We start from the raw sequence: 18,609 nt of genomic DNA, 5'->3' as shown, positions 1-18,609 counted from the left end.
ATGGAGAATTTATGGAGAAAGTAAAACCGTGGCTCGGGGAGCCGCAGAATACAATAGCCGTACTGCAGAAGTACGGCTTTGTATTTCAGAAAAAGTATGGTCAGAATTTTCTGATCGATCCACATGTGCTGGATAAGATTGTAGCCGCTGCAGGTATCGGACCGGACGATTTTGTTGTGGAAATCGGACCTGGTATCGGTACGCTGACGCAGTATCTTGCGTATGCTGCGCGGAGTGTGTGTGCGGTGGAAATTGACAAGAATCTGATCCCGATTCTGGAGGATACGCTGTCGGATTATGATAATGTTGAGGTTATCAACAATGATGTTTTGAAGGTGGATCTGGCGGCGCTGGCGAAGGAGAAGAACAACGGACGGCCGATCAAGGTTGTGGCGAATCTTCCGTATTATATTACGACGCCGATTATTATGGGATTATTTGAGAATCATGTGCCGGTGGATTCGATTACGGTTATGGTTCAGAAGGAGGTTGCGGACCGGATGCAGACGGGGCCGGGATCGAAGGATTACGGGGCGCTGTCGCTGGCGGTGCAGTATTATGCGGAGCCGTATATTGTGGCGAATGTGCCGCCGAACTGTTTTATGCCGCGGCCGAAGGTTGGAAGTGCGGTGATCCGGCTGACGCGTCATGAGGTGATGCCGGTGGAGACGAAGGATGAGAAGTTGATGTTCTCCATTATTCGGGCGTCGTTTAATCAGAGACGGAAGACTCTGGCGAACGGACTGAAAAATTCGGAGCTGCTGCATTTTTCGAAAGAGGAGATTGAGGCTGCAATCACAGCCTGCGGCTGGCCGCTTACGATTCGTGGGGAGGCATTGAATTTACAGGAGTTTGCGCGGTTGACGGATGAATTGTGTAAATAGAGGGGACGCCTCGCCGTCGCCCGTCCGCCCTTGCGTGATGCGCATGGCAGCGGTGGAAAAGCGGGGGAAAAACGTAGAAAAAATGGAGGTCTTTCGACAGACACCGGCATTATTCGCCAGGAAAGCCTGATGCTTTCCCAGCTCAGAATGCCTTGAAATCTGGTGTTGAGCACCAGATTTCAGTCTCTCGAAAGGCCTCCATTTTTTCTGGTTTTTCCTGCCCGCTTTTCCAATGCTGCCATGCCGCATCACGCAAGGACGGACGGGCGGCGGCGAGGCTGGTAGTGGGGGCGGGAGGGGAGGTCTGGATCCGCCCGGATGGGCGGATCGGCGTGAGATTGTTGTGAGGAAGATGGGAGAAAATGAGAAAAAGGCATGAAAAAAAGCACCGTTGGCGAAACAGTGCTTTCTTTCATTTTTATTTTTAAAGGAAGGAGAGCCGATTTTCTAATCGGCAATATGAAAAAGAAAATTGTGTAAATAATGTTGGCATTCATTATTTATGCTTTTAGTATACGGGTAAATTATGTTGAAAGCGTGTTCATGTTGTAAAAAAATCATGAACAAATTGTGACTATTCAGAGCCATGCGAAATTTCAGAACAAATTGCGAATCATGCTTGCATGAATGAGCACTTTTTTCTGAAATTTCATATGGCGAGAAGCCACATCAAGATGCAGCGCAGCGGAATCGAGATGGGGCTCTGAACAGGGACTTATTTCTGAGTTACAGGTCCAGCAGCTTAAAGGTGGAAATTCCGAGGAAGTTCCGGGAGCAGAGGCTGATTCCGCCCATGAGGACGGAGACATCCTGCAGGTGAGCCGGGAGGACGTGGAGGTACCAGCGGAGGCGGTTCTGGATTCCGGAGGTGATTTCGTCGATCAGACCTGGGATGTAGTTGGTGAAGGAGCTGTTGATGACGATGACGTCCGGGTTGAAGGTGTGGAGAACCGTGTTCAGGCTGATTCCGATGTAGTGGGTGAAATCCTGCATTACTTTGAGGGCGTTGGGGTTGCCTTCCTGGTAATACTGGATGAAGCGTTCGACGGAGACGTTTTCTAAGCCTTCGGCGGCGGCAAAATCGTTTAGGACGGAGGCTTCGGAGATGTACTGTTCGAGGCAGCCGTGGTTGCCGCAGGGGCAGGGCCGGCCATCGGGGAAGAGGATGGTGTGGCCGAATTCGCCGGCGTAGCCGTTCTGGCCGGTGTAGAGTTCGCCGTCAATGAGGATTCCCATGCCGACGCCTTCGTGGATGTTCAGGAAGATCATATTTTTAAAGTGCTCTGCGCAGGCGGCTTCGCCGATGACGGAGAGGTTGGCTTCATTTTCTACGATGACAGGAACCTGAAATTCTTCTTCGAGGTAGTTTTTCAGGTTGGAGTGTTTCAGATCGTAGTAGGGTGTGAATAAAACGAGGTCGTCGCAGACGACGCCGTAGATTCCGATGGAGATTCCGACGAGGCCGCACGGAGTCTTGTGGAGGTCGGATTTGGTTTTGTGGAGGAGGGAAATCAGGTATTCCTCCAGTGAGAGGGATGGATCAATCGGGTATTCTTTTACAGTACATGATTTTCCCTTCAGATCTCCGGTGAGAATGGTGATCTTTTTTACGCCGAGATCGACGGCGATGATGGAACCGCAGCGATTATTAAAAGTAAGCAGAATCGGTTTTCGACCCATGGAAGTTTTTTCGGCGCTGCCGAGTTCTATGACGAGCTGGCGGTCGAGCAGTTCCTGGACGATGGTGGATACGGTTGCTTTTGTCAGATGCAGCATTTTCGCCAGATCTGCGCGGGAAAGCGGCGGATGGTTGGCGATTGCCTCGAGAACCAGGGCGCGGTTCATGTCTCGTATATATTCCTGATTTCCGGTACTCATAAAAAATCCTCCATTCTGCCGCATTGGCTGTACATCAATCTTAACATAAATGAGAGAGAAATGACAGGGAAAATCGGGGATGGGCAATACGAATAGAAAAATTAACGGAGAAAAACGATTTCTAGACAGAGTAGAGAGTAAGGGACAGAATTAGAAATAAAATATGTGATAAATACACAAAGAAAGTATAAAATAATTCTAAAAAATGTACAGATTCACAGAAGATTCACTGCACGTTCATAATCTGTTCATAATTAATTGGTATAGTTATCTCAGTTCCAAAGGAACAGCGTGTATGCAATCACTACACAATTAAGATTTTTTCATAATAATAGCCCAGGCACCGAGAGGTTCCTGGGCACTCCTCGTTTTTGGGGAATTTTTGATCTTGGGACAGACGGAAATCTGTGTAGACAGGGTAGTGATCTTTTTCTTGACTTTTGCGAGAAGCAGCCTTATAGTATAAATATAATAACAATTACTGTTATCGAAAGATACGAAAGGAAAAAAACTATGTCAACACTCAAGTATAGCAGACAAAGAGAAAGCATCAAAGTCTGCCTTCAGGGGCGAAAGGATCACCCGACCGCAGATATGCTCTATACCGATGTACGGAAAGAATTTCCCAATATCAGTCTTGGCACAGTATACCGGAACCTGTCTCTTCTTTCTGAATTAGGAGAGATCAAGCGTCTTACAACAGGAGATGGCCCGGACCGGTTCGATGGAGATACTTCCACGCATCACCATTTCATTTGCAGAAAATGTCACTGCGTGACAGACCTTACAATGCGTGACATCAGCGAAATCAAGAACGTAGCAGCGGAAAATTTCAGAGGTACGATCGAAGATTACTCTGTGAATTTTTACGGCATCTGCGAGAACTGCAGAAATCACCCGGGGAACGTATAGCATCCCCAGGAAGAAAGAAAAAATTAAAAATAGGCATTGACAAAAAGGGAAGCTTATGTTAAAGTAATATCAGTAACAGTTACTAATATCAAAAATAAAAAACTGTTATAAACCACAAAATTGGAAATGATAAAATTAAATACACAACAAAAAGAAAGGAAAGAAAGACTATGAAAAAATTTGTATGCAGCGTATGTGGATATGTTTATGAAGGAGCAGAAGCACCGGAAGTCTGTCCGATCTGTAAAGCACCGAAAGAGAAATTTATCGAGCAGGGCGAGGATCTGACCTGGGCAGCAGAGCACGTAGTTGGTGTAGCATCCGATGTTCCGGAAGATATCAAAAAAGACCTGAGAGCCAATTTCGAGGGCGAGTGCTCTGAGGTTGGTATGTACCTGGCAATGTCCAGAGTAGCATTCCGCGAGGGATATCCGGAAGTAGGTCTGTACTATGAAAAAGCAGCTTACGAAGAAGCAGAGCACGCAGCAAAATTCGCAGAGCTTCTCGGCGAAGTCGTAACCGACAGCACCAAGAAAAACCTGCAGATGCGTGTAGAGGCAGAGAACGGAGCAACCGCTGGCAAAACAGATCTTGCAAAACGTGCCAAAGCCTGAATCTCGATGCAATCCATGACACCGTGCATGAGATGGCAAGAGACGAAGCTAGACACGGAAAAGCATTCGCTGGTCTGCTGGCTAGATATTTTGGTAAATAATCAGGAAACCTTTTTGGGGGGCGGAATAAAATCTGCCCTCCTTTTTCCGTTGTTTACAATTTTTACTTGGGATTGCGAACTTGTTTCGAATTACCTGTTGTTTACAAATGAACATAGAAAGAAAAAGCGAGGTTTTCACCATGGAAAAACAGACAGGCTGTGTCCACATCTACTGTGGGGATGGAAAAGGAAAGACGACTTGTGGTATGGGACTCTGCACGCGTGCGGCAGGGTATGGATACCGTGTTTTGATTTATCAGTTTATGAAAGATAACAGCACGAGCGAGCGGAAGGTGCTCTTGCTGTCGCCGAATGTGACGTTTGTGCCGGGGCAGGACAAGATAAAGTTTTCGTTTCTGATGACACCGGAGGAGAAGGCAGAGCAGAAACGGTATTATGAAGAGCAGTTTCAGAAAGTGACAGAAAAAGCAGTTCAGGAAGAATACGATGTACTGTTTCTGGACGAGCTGGTTTATACGATTGGAAGCAAACTGTTTGATGAGCAGCTCCTTCTGGATTTTCTGGATCACAAGCCGGAGAAGCTGGAAGTGATTCTGACAGGGCAGGGACCATCGGAGGCGCTGATTGAGCGGGCGGACTATGTTTCGGAGCTGAAAAAAATCAAGCATCCGTTTGACAAGGGTCTTGCGGCAAGAGATGGAATCGAGCGGTAACGCTGAAAAAACAAGAAAAAAGATACTGTTTTGCGGGGAAGATGATTCCATGCAGAACAGTATCTTTTTTTTGATTTTGCGGGCAATGAACCAAAATCTGTGATGGAACAAGTTTCTGGTGATTGCCGCGATAACCTGAGAAGTATCTGGAAGCCGCTGTAAGACAGAAAATAACGTTATTATTTCGCACCGCGATCCGCAATCATTTTCGTGGATTTCTTCACGCAGTACAGACATGTCGGTGCGATATAGCAGCAGGCGGCGAGCCACGCAGCCTGATCCGCAAAGCAGATTGCGGTGAAGCCAAACGCACCGACAAATCCCAGGCAGACAATCGTCCGTGCCAGCATCTCCATTACGCCGGAGAAAACGGCTCTTCCCGAGTAGCCAAGTCCCTGCGTTACCATACGGCAGACATTCAAAATACCAAGCATCCAGTAGAAAAATCCGAGGCAGCGCAGATATTTTGCCGAAGCGTTGATTGCTTCAAAAGCAGAGCTGACAATAAAGAGCTTTGTCAGCGGCCGTCCGAACAGAATCATGATGACACCCGCAAACGCACCATAGCCGACACCGACAAGCACACCCTGGCGGAGTCCCTGATGGATTCGCTTTGACTGGCCGGCTCCGAGATTCTGACTGCAGAAGACGGAAGCCGCGGTACTGATCGCATCAAACGGGCACATCATAAACTGTTTGATTTTCATAGCAGCTGTGAACGCCGAAACATAAACACTGCCAAGTCCATTATTCGCTGACTGCATTACCATACTGCCGATCGCCGTGATCGAAAACTGCAGTCCCGTCGGAATGCCCATTGCGAGGAGTTCCTGCGCGGCATCCTTTCGCAGAGTGCGGTTTTCCTTTGTCGGAAGCAGGAGCTTTACCTTACGGGAAATAAAAAACAGACATAAAAGTCCGCTGATCGCCTGGGCGGAAATCGTCGCAATCGCCGCGCCTGCGCACCCCAGATGCAGAATGATAATACAGAACAGGTCGAGGAAAATATTCAGAATTGCCGAAAATGCCAGAAACAGAAACGGTGTGCGGCTGTCCCCGACGGCGCGCAGGATGCTGGAAAGATAATTGTACAGAATCGAAAACGGAATTCCGAGGAAAATCACAAGCTGATATGCGTAAGCATCCGCGAAAATATCGGACGGAACCGACAGCAGGTGCAGAATCGGTGCACAGAGTAAACTGCAGAGTGTGGTCAGAATGGCCGCAATCAGGACAGCAAGTGCAGCACCATTAAAAATATAATCGCGCATTTTATCAAGCTTTCCGGCGCCGAAATACTTGGCAACCGGGACACTGAATCCCGTGCAGCTTCCCATACAGAAGCCGAGCACCAGAAACTGTACACTGCTGCTTGCACCGACGCTGGCGAGTGCCTCCGGGCCAAGTGCCTGGCCGACAATCGCCGCATCAATGATGTTATACGTCTGCTGCAGCAGATTTCCGATGAGAAGCGGAAAGGCAAACGAGAGCATCAGCTTTACCGGATTTCCCTTTACCATAGATGTTGCCATAAAAAACGCCTCCCCTGCTTAATATGCACGTGAATTATAAACGAGTGCCGTCTTATTCAGGTTCTGGATCATGAAATAGTCGGCAACGAGCTGGCCGATGCCGCCGGTCAGGTAGCCAAGCAGCGTCCACAGAAGAATGGCAGAACCATTTTCCTCAATCATCACCCCATAGCGGTCGTAGGATTCGCGGTACATGCGGTTCGCCTGCTTGTAACGCCAGTAAACGCCGTAAATTCCACAGGTAACCCAGGACAGAAGCAGCACAATAATGTAGTTCGGGCTGTCTTCGCCGTCACCGTAAAAGATGGTGTTCAGGTCTTCCACATAAACATACCAGAAGTAGATCGAGTAGAGTCCGCAGGTGACAATCGAAAGCAGAAGATAGACCCAGAAACTGCGGTTGTCTTTTACATTCATTTGTAAATACCCCCTTTAATTAAGATAGAACCATTGTAGCACGCGCCCGAGAGAGGGGTCAATAGAAAGGAGCGGGTCGTGGTAATAAATGCGCCAGGCATAAACGGCGAGAAGCAGCACGACAAGCACCGTAATGATCCCCTTTTTAAAACGCCGAAGTCCCGCCGTCTGTTCCGGCCCGAAGAAGAGCCAGACACCTGCGGGCAGTACGGCATAGACAAGCGGATGCATCCGAAACGCCGCCTGAAAATGACCGGAGAGCATTAACAGTACCGCGCGGCTCATTCCGCAGCCCGGGCAGGAAATGCCGGTGGAAAACCGGATCGGACAGCCGATGCCTGTGAGGGTGATGAAGGCGACGTAAACGCCGAGGAGCAGGCAGAAGAAAAAGAAATCGCGGCAGCGTTTCCTCAGAAAAGAAAGATACGCGCTGCCGCGGCCGGGATCACGTTTCATGGAGTTTGGTAACGGCGTATTCATATAAAGCCTCCTTGCGCTCGCTGTCGGTCGTGAGAAAATGCGAGTACAGAACGTCGATCATAACGAGAATCGGGAACTGCGGAGAGATTGCGCCGCCGTTTTTCAGATGCTCCTTGACTGCCAGCAGCAGCACCTCATCGCAGAAGGCATCGTAATCGCTCGAACTGCGGGAGGTAAAGAGAATGGTAGAGGCTCCCTTTTCCTTTGCGGCTCCGAGTGCACGCAGCACCTCCGGTGTCTGTCCGCTGACGGTAATGCCGATTGCAGCGCAGCTCTCATTGAGCAGAACGGCATTCATTTTCATGATGTGAATGTCGGTAATTGCTTCAATATCCACGCCTGCAAGCATAAAACGCAGCTTCATTTCCTGGGCGGAAAGTCCGGAGCTTCCAAGACCGTAGACATACACCCGACGCTTCGAAGTGAGAATATGGCAGATGCGGTCAATCTGCGCGCGGTCGGCGAGCGAGTAGCTTTTATTCAGCAGCTCCTGATACGTATTCAGCACCTGTTTGATGTGATCGTCCGTGCCAGGCAGTGCGGCGTTCAGGCCTTCCTGGTAACGGTAGACAAATTCGCGGTAGCCCGTGTAGCCGCATTTTTTCGCAAAGCGGGAGAGCGAAGCCTCCGAAACATAGAGTAGTTCCGAAACGTGGCGCGCGGACAGATCCGACTCGTCGGTATTATGAATAAAAAAATCTGCTACCGTCCGTTCCAGGGGAGTGAACGAGGGATAGACAGACTCAATGACAGGAATAATCGATTTTTCAAAGTGTTCCATGGAACGTAAGTCCTCCTGGTATCTGTAAATATCTGAAAAAAATTCAGATCAGTTCTTGTTTTATTGTATCACAGGCAGAGTGGTGAATCAACTTTCAATTGTGTGTGAATTGCACGGGAAAGCGGGCGGAAAAATGGAAAGAACTTTAATGACGTGAAAGTAATTTCTAAAATATAAAAATAGTTGAAAATAAAATCAACATAAATTATAATCAGAACAGATCAAAGAAAGAAGGCAAGACAATGATTATCAAAAACGGACGTGTATTTCAGGAAGACGGAACGTTTGCGGAAAAAGATCTTTATATAGAAGGAAAACGTTTCGTTTCCACAAAAGAAGAAGTGATCGATCAGGAAGTGATCGATGCGAAAGGCATGATGGTTCTGCCGGGACTGGTTGACGTACACAGCCACGGCGCTGCCGGACATGATTTTTCAGACGGAGACGTGGAAGGTTTAAAAGAGATCCTGCGCTACGAGAAAGCGCACGGCATTACCTCTTACTGCCCGACATCCATGACACTGCCAAAAGACGATCTGCTGAAAATCTTCGGAACCATCGAAGCAATCAAAGATGAGCCGGAAGCAGAAGTGATCGCCGGCGTCAACATGGAAGGACCGTTCATCGATCCGATCAAAAAAGGCGCACAGGCAGAGGAGAACATCGTGGCTCCGAACGCTGAGTTCTTCCGCGCATGCAATGCGGCGAGCGGCGGAAAAATCCGTCTCGTAACCCTGGCCCCGAATATGCCTGGCTCACTGGAATTTATCAAAGAGGTTTCCGATGAAGTCATGGTTTCCATCGGCCATACAACAGCAGATTATGACACCGCGCTGGCTGCCATGAAAGCAGGAGCACACCATGTCACCCATCTGTACAACGCCATGCCGCCGTTCGCACACCGTAACCCTGGTGTCATCGGCGCCGCATTCGACGATCCGGAGTGCCGCATGGAGCTGATCTGTGACGGCTATCACATTCACGGTGCGGTTGTCCGCGCGACCTTCTCCATGATGGGAAGTGAGCGCATGGTTCTCATCAGCGATTCCATGATGGCAACGGGAATGCCGAACGGAACGTATTCCCTCGGGGGACAGGCTGTCTGGATGAAAGACGGAAAAGCAACCCTGACCGACGGTGAGACCATCGCGGGTTCCGCTACGAACCTGTACGACTGCATGAGAAAAGCAGTTTCGTTTGATATTCCGCTGGCAGATGCCATTTTTGCGGCAACAAGAAATCCGGCACAGAGCATCGGTATCTACGATGAAGTAGGATCCATTGCACCGGGCAAAAAAGCGCATGTACTTCTGGTGGACGACGAACTGAACCTGAAACAGGTTATTATGTAATTTATTATATAGAAGAAATTTGGAGGAAAAACAAATGTTATTAATTGAAGCAAAAGATTACAATGATATGAGCAGAAAAGCAGCAAACATCATCTCCGCGCAGGTGATCATGAAACCACACGCAGTGCTCGGCCTTGCAACCGGATCTACCCCGGTCGGCGCTTACAAACAGCTCGTTGAGTGGTACAACAAAGGCGACCTTGATTTCGCAAATGTCACCAGCGTAAACCTGGACGAGTACAAAGGACTCTCTCCGGAGAATGATCAGAGCTATCGTTACTTCATGAACACCAACCTGTTCAATCATGTCAACATCAACAAAGAGCGCACCTTCGTTCCGAACGGACTGGAGCCGGACAGCGAAAAAGCATGTGCAGCATACAACGAAATCATCCGCAGCGTCGGCGGCATTGACCTGCAGCTTCTTGGACTTGGAAACAACGGCCACATCGGATTCAACGAGCCGGGCGCAGCATTCGAGAAAGAGACACACTGCGTTGACCTGACCGAGAGCACCATTCAGGCAAATAAACGTTTCTTTGAAAAAGTAGAGGATGTTCCGACCCAGGCATACACCATGGGAATCAAGAACATCATGCAGGCGAGAAAAGTTCTGCTGATCGTCAGCGGCGAAGGAAAAGCAGAGATCCTCGACAAAGTTCTGTACGGACCGGTTACTCCGCAGGTTCCGGCTTCCATCCTGCAGCTTCACAACGATCTGACAGTTGTAGCAGATGAAGCAGCAATGTCTGTGATCAAAGCAAACCACAGATAATTGTTACGATGAATGAAAGGTCCGCCGAATGGGGAGAATATGAAAAAATCCCCGTACGGCGGGCTTTTTTGCGGTTACAAATTGATGTAAATGTGTTAGCATAAAACCAGTGCATAAAAACAAAACACAGTGACGAAGAGAGTACATCTGCATGTGCGAATTTACAGAGAACACCCCCGAAAACTATTCCGGTTTTGCAGGCTGAGAGGGGAGGAGGAGCGGCAGATCGAACATGGCTTCCGAGAGGCGCACCGAACCGTGAGAACAACAATCTGAAACGGTAAGGCTGCGACAGGTTCCGCCTGTTACAGCGGAGAGGTATAGCACATGTACCTGCAGAGGTTTCTGCCGTGAGGCAGGGACGAAAAGAAGTGGTATCACGGGTAAACAAACCTGTCTTCTTCCGACTACAAGAGAGCGGAATAAGGCAGTTTTTTTATTTGAAAGGAGAAATGAAAGCAATGGAAAAAATCAGACCAAAATATTATATCACCACGGCGATTGCCTACACATCCGGCAAGCCGCACATCGGAAACACCTACGAGATCGTACTCGCGGACAGCATCGCCCGCTTCAAACGTCAGCAGGGCTACGATGTATTCTTCCAGACCGGAACCGATGAGCATGGCCAGAAGATCGAGCTGAAAGCAGAAGAGGCAGGTATCACGCCAAAAGAATTCGTAGACAACGTATCCACCGAGATCAAGAGAATCTGGGATCTGATGAATACGTCCTACGACAAATTCATCCGTACCACCGACGCCGATCACGAGGCACAGGTACAGAAAATCTTCAAAAAACTGTACGATCAGGGAGATATCTACAAAGGATATTACGAAGGTCTTTACTGTACACCGTGTGAATCCTTCTTCACCGAGTCCCAGCTCGTAGACGGAAAATGCCCGGATTGCGGACGCCCGGTTACGCCGGCAAAAGAAGAAGCATATTTCTTCAAGATGAGCAAATATGCACCGAGACTGATCGATTATATCAACACTCATCCGGAATTCATCCAGCCGGTTTCCAGAAAGAACGAGATGATGAACAACTTCCTTCTTCCGGGACTGCAGGATCTCTGTGTATCCAGAACCTCCTTCACCTGGGGAATCCCGGTATCCTTCGACCCGAAGCACGTTACCTATGTATGGCTGGATGCACTGACCAACTACATCACTGGAATCGGTTATGACTGTGACGGAAACAGTTCCGAGCAGTTCAACAAGCTGTGGCCGGCAGACCTGCATCTGATCGGAAAAGACATCATCCGTTTCCATACCATTTACTGGCCGATCTTCCTGATGGCACTTGATCTGCCGCTGCCGAAACAGGTATTTGGTCATCCGTGGCTGCTGCAGGGCGACGGCAAGATGAGTAAATCCAAAGGAAACGTGATTTACGCAGACGATCTGGTAGACCTGTTCGGCGTAGACGCTGTCCGCTACTTCGTTCTGCACGAGATGCCGTTTGAGAACGACGGTGTCATTACCTGGGAGCTGCTGGTTGAGCGTATGAATTCCGACCTTGCCAATACTCTTGGAAACCTGGTAAACCGTACCATCTCCATGAGCAACAAATACTTCGGCGGCGTTGTGACAAAGACCGGCGCAGCAGAAGAGGTGGATGATGATCTGAAAGCAGTCGTTACCGCAACAAAAGCAAAAGTTGCTGCAAAGATGGAAGAGCTGCGTGTGGCAGATGCAATGACTGAGATCTTTGGTCTGTTCAAACGCTGCAACAAATACATCGACGAGACGATGCCGTGGGCACTGGCAAAGGATGAGGCAAAGAAAGACCGTCTGGAAGAAGTTCTGTACAACCTGGTAGAGAGCATCACCATCGGCGCATGCCTGCTCGAGTCCTTCATGCCGGAGACTACTGAGAAGATCCTGGCTCAGCTGAACGCAGAGAAACGCAGCTACGAAGAGCTCAATCAGTTCGGACTGTACGTATCGGGCAATAAAGTAACCGATCAGCCGCAGATCCTGTTCCAGAGACTCGATGTCAAAGAGGTAATGGAAAAAGTAGAAGTGATCCAGGCAAAACAGAAAGCTGCTATGGCTGCTGCATCCCAGGAAGAGGAAAAAGAAGAGGAAGCAGTGATTGACCTTGAGCCGAAGGAAGAAATCACTTTCGAAGACTTCGGAAAAATGCAGTTCCAGGTAGGTGAAATCATCTCCTGCGAGCCAGTCAAGAAATCCAAAAAACTCCTCTGCTTCCAGGTCAAAGTAGGAAGCCAGGTAAGACAGATCGTCTCCGGAATCAAAGCATATTACAAACCGGAAGACACCATCGGAATGAAGGTTATGGTTCTCACCAACCTGAAACCGGCCAAACTGGCAGGAATGATGTCCGAAGGAATGCTGCTCTGTGCAGAAGACGCCGAAGGCAACGTATGCCTCATGACCCCGGAAAAAGCAATGCCGGCGGGTGCGGAGATCTGCTGATGGATTAAAAGAAAAATAGAGTAAATAGAGAAATCCCTTTCCATGCGTGATGTGTGGGGAGGGATTTTTTGCGTTTTAAAAAGTTAAGGAAAACGTCATATAAAGATTCTGAATCTTATGATAATATAATGATAAAGAGAGAATATTTGAACGGGTTTATCGAATATGACAACAGGAAGGAGGAGCGTTGTATGAGAAAAATGCGGACGTTATTTCTGGTTTTACTTTGCTGCGGACTGTCATTGTATGCGGGGGTATCTTATGTGAAGGCAGAGGAAAAGGTTCCTTCTGATTACGATGCTTATTTGCAGGAAACAGGGATGCCAGAGAATGAGATACAAAAGCTGGATGAGCATGTGAAGCAGTTTATCGTCGATGATTTAAAAAATGGGGATGGAAAATTTGAGTATATGAAAATCGATGTAGGAAAACAGGCGATGAATGGAAGAGAGGAAGATTTCGAAGGGATTGAATTTTCTGCATCAGCCTTCAAAAATGGTTCGACGATTTATGTTTATCCAACGTATGAATTCACAGAGGATAAAAAGCCATGTGGAAACGACAGCTTTTCGTTTTTGCTGGGAGAGGCGATAAGACCGTATAAATTTGGCGGAACCTTATGGTACAAAAACAGCAAAATGAACGACTGGGAAGTCAGTGGAAATCTTGTCGCAAATAATCAACAGCTAAACGGCGCCAGCTATTCCGGAAGCCAGTTGGGAACATCAAATTCTGCAATGAAATTTATGGGAACCACATATTGCCATGCTACAGTGGGGACGGGGGATGATAACAGAATTTTGATGGGGTATTCGTATCAGCCGAAGAAAGCAAGGGTTGAGTTATTTGGATGGGAGCTTTCAGGAAGGCAGATGATTTTTGTGCTGGCGGGAGGAATTGTTGTGGGGATCGTATGGTGGTGGAAAGAGAAAGTTTTAAAATAAGTGTCGAACGTAAAATACAACCAAAAAGAAACACTATAATATAACCGAAGAGAGTAAATTTGTTGTTGAAAGCTGATTGTGAAGAGGATATAATAAAAATATGGGTGCTATCAAAACGGTAGGCGGTTAGTCCTTCGACAGAGGGTTGCTGAGTGCCGGTGGCACTCGTTTAGCAACGACCGAAACGAAGTGTAGACCTGTGACCCTCTGATTACATAGAAACTCGAAAGAGAATCTTTTGAAAGGAGGGCTAAGCCAATGAGTATTATGGACTTTCTTGCAGTAATGAGCTTCGGCTTAACCTGCTTTAGTATCGGATATACGCTTGGCAAGGATAACAATAAGACACAAAAATAACCGCCATACAGTCTGACAAACGTTGCGGTTATTTTTGCAAACTATATCGGACTAACCGTCTACCGGTAGCACTCTTTTTCAATATCATAGTATCACGCTTTTGTGAAAATGTCAAAAGTTCTTTTTGCTTTGTTTTGAAAAAAGTTTGGATGAGGAGATGAAACCAGATGATCTATGCTTACGATAAATTATATCTTTCTGTTGCTCAAAAAAATCTTGCCTGCATGCTGGATTATATGGTGAATAATTTAAAATATCCATTGGAAACGGCATGGCAGTGGTTTTGCATGAGTAATACAGCATCGCGGTTTGAAAGAGGTGACTGCTCTATAGTGGCTGGAAGATCGGGAGTTGAGATTGCATATGAAGTATTAAGGGAAACTGGAAAACCACATCCGAAACAAACACCTTCATATTCCTACAATCGAAGCCCTGAATACTGGATCGGCTGGGCACTGGCCTATTATCAGTGGAGTACTAGTTTATCCTTTGCGGAAATAAATCAGGCCATCCCTGTAACTGAAGTACGAATGCTTTACACACCATACCATGAAATGGATATACGCCAGTTTGTGGACAAAATGAATGAATTATATCGTGAAGCAAAACCGGAGACGAACCTGAAAGAATTGCGTACCTTTGCAAATTTAAGTCAGAGTGAACTGGCACAGCAATCAGGTGTTTCAGTTCGTACTATTCAGCAGTACGAACAGCGAAGAAAAGACATTAACAAGGCGCAGACAGAAACGTTGTTGAAGATTGCACGGGTGTTAGTATGCAAGGTAGAAGATCTGGTGGAAAAAGTTCCGATGTAAGAAGAAAAATGAAAAAAAGCAGAGGCCATTTCCAATGAGGAGGTGAGCCTCTGTTTTTGCGTGTTGGAACTGGTAATCATTTGAAGAAGATAACAAGTTGCAATTAAAATAGTAACAAAAAAGAAAAGGAAAATATAGGAAAAGTGCTGCATTGTCTGGGAAAAGCGGGATCAGATATAATAAAGAAAAAAGGGAAGAGATGAAAAGGGAAAGGAGGGCGTTGCATGAAAAGAAAATTGGGAATATTTTGGGGACTGGTTGGTGCTGTTGCAGTATCAGCAATGAGTGTTTCTGCATCAACATTCGAAACATTGCCGGATTCCGGAGACTATGAAAAAATTGTGGCGCTTGCAGATGAAATTGTGTCTTCTACGAATGGCGGGCCTGTTTACGACCCGTTTTCAGAAGGGGTGACGGTCGATGATATTGATTTCGACAATGCGCTGAAAGAGTATATTGACACGCCGCTTTTTACTTCCGAGCTGCTTTCTGTTTCGGAAGTCGAAACGGCACTGGAAGAGAGTGATTATATCTGGATTGTTCCGATCAAAGCTTATGGTCATTTGTATGAGGCGTGCGCAGTGAGAGCTGATGGAGAGGATGGAAAGCCGGGCGATGCGTGGCACATCAGCGGCACTCGAGGGTATGAAAATGACAATACACCTACCTATATCGAGCAGTTAAAGACTTCGCTTGCTGCAAATCCAGACGTTGCGTGGGAAGATTATCAGTTTCATCTGGTCGGTGGAGCAGATCCCATCCGTTTTCCGATCTGGATTGCAATGAATGAAAAAAGTGTAGAATATCTGATCCCGGGACGCGAAGATGCGGCAGGCTGTCTTACCGACAGTTCACGGGCGGAAAATAATACGAATGATATGTTTGTGAAGCAGACGGCATTTCCGGCATACAGCTATCCGTCGGTTGTAGCCGCTGTTGCAGATTCCACTTACATAGAGCTGGAAAATTCCCTCGGAGGAACTAGCTCGGTTCTTGATGTAGCGGCACAGCCGGGGAAATATCAGCATAAAATGATGTATCGTATGTTGATGACGGAGGGGGGAGTTTTAGCAGCGATCATAGTATTGGGAGTGGTAGTTAGAAGAAAAAGTAAGAGAGAAGATGCATGAAAATCCAACCTGCCTTGGCGTATGGAAAGAAGTCTTTTATATAAAGAAAAATGTAAGAAGAATTTTAAATAAAATCATAGATTTTCAGATAATTTAGGCGTAATATGAACTTACTAAAAGGTACGTGAACACAACAACAAGAGATAAATTGCCAGAAGAAACACAGAAGCAGAAAGAGGACGGCGATCTTTCCTATTTTGGAACAGGAGATACCTACACGGTAGACGATGACAACACAGAGGCTGGAATTTACATTTCCGCAGATGATAAGGCAGCGAAGGTAGACATCAACGTGCGGCAGTACATTTACCGTCCTATGATGGGAAATCATTCCGGTACGGTGGAAGTGTATGAGGAATCTGAGAGCCGAGAAGGGTATTAAAAGCAAAGGTTTTGCTAGAACATAGAAAAGTCTCAGTGAAAGTGAGGACAAAAAACATAGAAGAGATGAAAAATAAATGGGAAAAGGGAAATTATGAAATTGGTGTGATGATTCGGAAAAAAAGAGGGCATAGTTGCAGAGCAAAGGAAGGCTTCGGTTTACGCTGGGGCCTTTTTTACGCCTAAGATAATCTTATACGTTTAAAAGAATGAAAAATTACACTTTTATTGAAAAAAAATGAAATACGTTGTTTTGTACAAAGAAAAGCACACAAATATGTATATAATTTCTCTTGTTGTTGCAAGAAATGAGAATTTATAATAGAAGGAATGATAATATTTGTAGTTTTGTCAAAATAAATCAAAATGTAACCAAAAGTATTACGAGAAAATTATGAAATAGACAAAAAAATCGGGCAGTTGTTGTGGACGTTAAGAGAGAAGGAGTACGTACGCCAGATTTAGTTCAAGTTAGCAAAGAATTGATTAGTAAATATGTAGAAGAACGAGATATAATAAAAGTCAAAAAATATAACATATAAAAGAGGACTTATTGAGAAAAAATGAAACAAATGCAAGGAATTGGACAGCTACTGTGGAAACTACGAGAAAAAGAAGGAATACGCCAAAAACAATTATGCATGGGAATTTCTTCTTTGTCGAAATATGCAAGAATTGAAGCGGATCAGCAGGAAATAGATTTTTTCCTGATTGATCGAATTATGGGGCGATTAGGAAAATCAGTAGAGCGACTTACTTATATATTGCCGATGGATGTTTATAAAATTTATGAATTACGACAGGAAGTTCAACAAAAAATATGTCAAAGAAAATGGGAAGAAGCAGAACAATATCTGGATGAATATGAAAAGAACAAACGGGCAAAAGAACCATTGCATCGACAATTCATAGAACAGGAACGTGCGCAGATTGCGTGGCTGCGCGGAGAATCGGTAGAACTGGTTTGTGAGCATCTGGAAACGGCAATTCTACAAACAATGCCGGAGGCAGAAAACCAAAGAAAGACGGGAGTTTTAAGTGCTGAGGAATATAAATTACTTCTTTTTAGGTGGGAAGTCTGTCAAGAAACAGAACAAAAACGAGCCAAAGATGAAATTAAAGCGTTAGTAGAAGAAATTTTCCGAAAAAATTTTGAAAAGACAGAACGAGTAAAAATAATTCCGTACGCAGCACTTTTAATAAGTAAAGTGATAGAAGAGGGTGAAAATACTACATATATAAAAATGAGAACAGAAGAAGCGCTGGAAGCGTTAAGAGACGAAGGAAAGCTACTTTATATGCCGGAAATTTTAAGTCAGTATATACGAATTTTAGAGAAAGAACAGTCAAATGCGGATTTTATTGAAATATTACGTCAGGAACAAAAATGCATATTAGAGGTAGAACATGATTATAATGTGTCGTTTGAGAATTATCGTTTGTTTGAACATGTAATTCGGAATTTTGAGGTGGATGCCGAATTAATTCGAAGAACGAGAAGAGCATCCAAACTCACACAAGAATCGTTAAGTGAGGATATTTGCACACAGGAGACACTGGCGCGGATAGAAAACGGAAATCAGCAGCCGCGAAGTGAAAAGCTTTGGCAAATTATGGAAAAAATGGATAGAAATGGAAAAAGAATTGAGACAGGAATTCAGGTAGAAGAATATGAAATATTAGAATTAAAAATAGAATTTTCAAAATATATGCATCGTAAAGAATATGAGAAAGCGGAAAAAATACTTTTTGAGATTGAAAGTAAGATAGATCGTAGTGAGCCAGAAAACAAACAGTATGTAGAAGTTGGAAAAATACAATTAAAATATCATAAACATCTAGGCAATTCAGAAGAACTGTAAGTGCAAAATAATTCGACGGATTGTGTTGCCCTAAAAAATATCCCATAATAATCAATAGAGAATGCAAGCATTTTACTTCATCTTTTCTTGCTAGAAATGATAGATGCGAGCATTTTACTCTATTAAAGTTATGGAGGTGTGCTCATGAGAAGCAAAAGAATACCTGCCGAAGAACAATACCGTCTCATCATGGAATGCCGTCAAAGTGGATTGACAGATCATCAATGGTGTGTGGAACATGATATCAAGCCAGGAACTTTTTACAACTGGGTAAAA

Annotated in this window: 17 protein-coding genes and 1 pseudogene; 13 read left to right on the top strand and 5 right to left on the bottom strand. The window is 45.7% G+C overall.

Annotated features, from left to right (window positions below; all coding sequences use genetic code 11):
- Positions 1–11: 11 nt before the first annotated feature.
- A complete protein-coding gene (gene rsmA / locus DW965_RS09525) occupies positions 12–884 on the top strand; it encodes a 16S rRNA (adenine(1518)-N(6)/adenine(1519)-N(6))-dimethyltransferase RsmA (RefSeq protein WP_022461748.1) in 873 nt (290 codons plus the stop codon).
- 726 nt (positions 885–1,610) lie between these two features.
- Here rsmA and DW965_RS09520 read toward each other — a convergent pair.
- The gene (locus tag DW965_RS09520; RefSeq protein WP_119198338.1) at positions 1,611–2,762 is read right to left on the bottom strand and encodes an ROK family transcriptional regulator; all 1,152 of its coding nucleotides are present in this window, start codon (positions 2,760–2,762) and stop codon (positions 1,611–1,613) included.
- Between the two features lie 513 nt (positions 2,763–3,275).
- Here DW965_RS09520 and DW965_RS09515 point away from each other — a divergent pair.
- From DW965_RS09515 to DW965_RS09505, 3 genes and pseudogenes are all read left to right on the top strand, one after another.
- A complete protein-coding gene (locus DW965_RS09515) occupies positions 3,276–3,674 on the top strand; it encodes a Fur family transcriptional regulator (protein ID WP_117814367.1) in 399 nt (132 codons plus the stop codon).
- 170 nt (positions 3,675–3,844) lie between these two features.
- A pseudogene (locus DW965_RS09510) lies at positions 3,845–4,389 on the top strand (NADH peroxidase).
- Between the two features lie 140 nt (positions 4,390–4,529).
- Positions 4,530–5,063, top strand: coding sequence for a cob(I)yrinic acid a,c-diamide adenosyltransferase (locus DW965_RS09505; RefSeq protein ID WP_022462915.1), 534 nt, complete (start codon positions 4,530–4,532; stop codon positions 5,061–5,063).
- A gap of 179 nt (positions 5,064–5,242) precedes the next feature.
- Here the strand turns inward: DW965_RS09505 and DW965_RS09500 are convergent, their stop codons facing one another.
- From DW965_RS09500 to DW965_RS09485, 4 genes are read right to left on the bottom strand one after another with little or no spacing between them, the layout of a single operon-like run.
- Positions 5,243–6,595 carry an MATE family efflux transporter gene (locus DW965_RS09500; protein WP_117761354.1) on the bottom strand — a complete coding sequence of 451 codons (1,353 nt, stop codon included), beginning with the start codon at positions 6,593–6,595 and terminating at the stop codon, positions 5,243–5,245.
- Between the two features lie 18 nt (positions 6,596–6,613).
- On the bottom strand, positions 6,614–7,012 hold the full coding sequence (locus DW965_RS09495; protein WP_055220966.1) for a DUF4234 domain-containing protein: 399 nt from the start codon (positions 7,010–7,012) through the stop codon (positions 6,614–6,616).
- 15 nt (positions 7,013–7,027) lie between these two features.
- On the bottom strand, positions 7,028–7,492 hold the full coding sequence (locus tag DW965_RS09490) for a DUF2752 domain-containing protein (protein ID WP_199681645.1): 465 nt from the start codon (positions 7,490–7,492) through the stop codon (positions 7,028–7,030).
- Positions 7,458–8,273, bottom strand: coding sequence for a MurR/RpiR family transcriptional regulator (locus tag DW965_RS09485; RefSeq protein ID WP_022462919.1), 816 nt, complete (start codon positions 8,271–8,273; stop codon positions 7,458–7,460). The genes DW965_RS09490 and DW965_RS09485 overlap by 35 nt, the downstream gene beginning before the upstream one ends.
- Before the next feature lie 242 nt (positions 8,274–8,515).
- Between DW965_RS09485 and nagA the strand changes: the two genes are divergently transcribed.
- From nagA to tnpA, 9 genes are all read left to right on the top strand, one after another.
- Positions 8,516–9,625 (top strand): N-acetylglucosamine-6-phosphate deacetylase, encoded by a 1,110-nt coding sequence (gene nagA, locus DW965_RS09480; protein ID WP_055220960.1) that lies wholly within the window; start codon positions 8,516–8,518, stop codon positions 9,623–9,625.
- Between the two features lie 34 nt (positions 9,626–9,659).
- The gene (gene nagB / locus DW965_RS09475; RefSeq protein ID WP_117761352.1) at positions 9,660–10,400 is read left to right on the top strand and encodes a glucosamine-6-phosphate deaminase; all 741 of its coding nucleotides are present in this window, start codon (positions 9,660–9,662) and stop codon (positions 10,398–10,400) included.
- A 461-nt stretch (positions 10,401–10,861) separates the two neighbouring features.
- Positions 10,862–12,844, top strand: a complete 1,983-nt coding sequence (metG, locus tag DW965_RS09470; RefSeq protein ID WP_117805108.1) for a methionine--tRNA ligase — start codon at positions 10,862–10,864, stop codon at positions 12,842–12,844.
- A 191-nt stretch (positions 12,845–13,035) separates the two neighbouring features.
- Positions 13,036–13,788, top strand: a complete 753-nt coding sequence (locus DW965_RS09465; RefSeq protein ID WP_022461185.1) for a hypothetical protein — start codon at positions 13,036–13,038, stop codon at positions 13,786–13,788.
- A gap of 524 nt (positions 13,789–14,312) precedes the next feature.
- Positions 14,313–14,960 carry a helix-turn-helix domain-containing protein gene (locus DW965_RS09460; RefSeq protein ID WP_022461187.1) on the top strand — a complete coding sequence of 216 codons (648 nt, stop codon included), beginning with the start codon at positions 14,313–14,315 and terminating at the stop codon, positions 14,958–14,960.
- A gap of 224 nt (positions 14,961–15,184) precedes the next feature.
- Positions 15,185–16,090, top strand: a complete 906-nt coding sequence (locus tag DW965_RS09455) for a hypothetical protein (protein WP_022461188.1) — start codon at positions 15,185–15,187, stop codon at positions 16,088–16,090.
- Positions 16,091–16,238: 148 nt separating this feature from the next.
- Complete coding sequence (locus DW965_RS09450) at positions 16,239–16,472, top strand: hypothetical protein (RefSeq protein ID WP_022461189.1); 234 nt, start codon at positions 16,239–16,241, stop codon at positions 16,470–16,472.
- 562 nt (positions 16,473–17,034) lie between these two features.
- Positions 17,035–18,333 (top strand): helix-turn-helix domain-containing protein, encoded by a 1,299-nt coding sequence (locus DW965_RS09445; RefSeq protein ID WP_117805107.1) that lies wholly within the window; start codon positions 17,035–17,037, stop codon positions 18,331–18,333.
- Between the two features lie 144 nt (positions 18,334–18,477).
- The coding region (gene tnpA / locus DW965_RS22130; protein WP_442857657.1) for an IS66 family insertion sequence element accessory protein TnpA at positions 18,478–18,609 on the top strand (132 nt) is incomplete at its 3' end.

Origin of the sequence: Blautia sp. AM47-4 (assembly GCF_003479865.1) — a bacterium.
GTDB classification, from domain to species: Bacteria; Bacillota; Clostridia; order Lachnospirales; family Lachnospiraceae; genus Fusicatenibacter; species Fusicatenibacter saccharivorans.
Note: the sequence above shows the minus strand (reverse complement) of the source record. Positions and strands in the feature narration are given on the sequence as shown.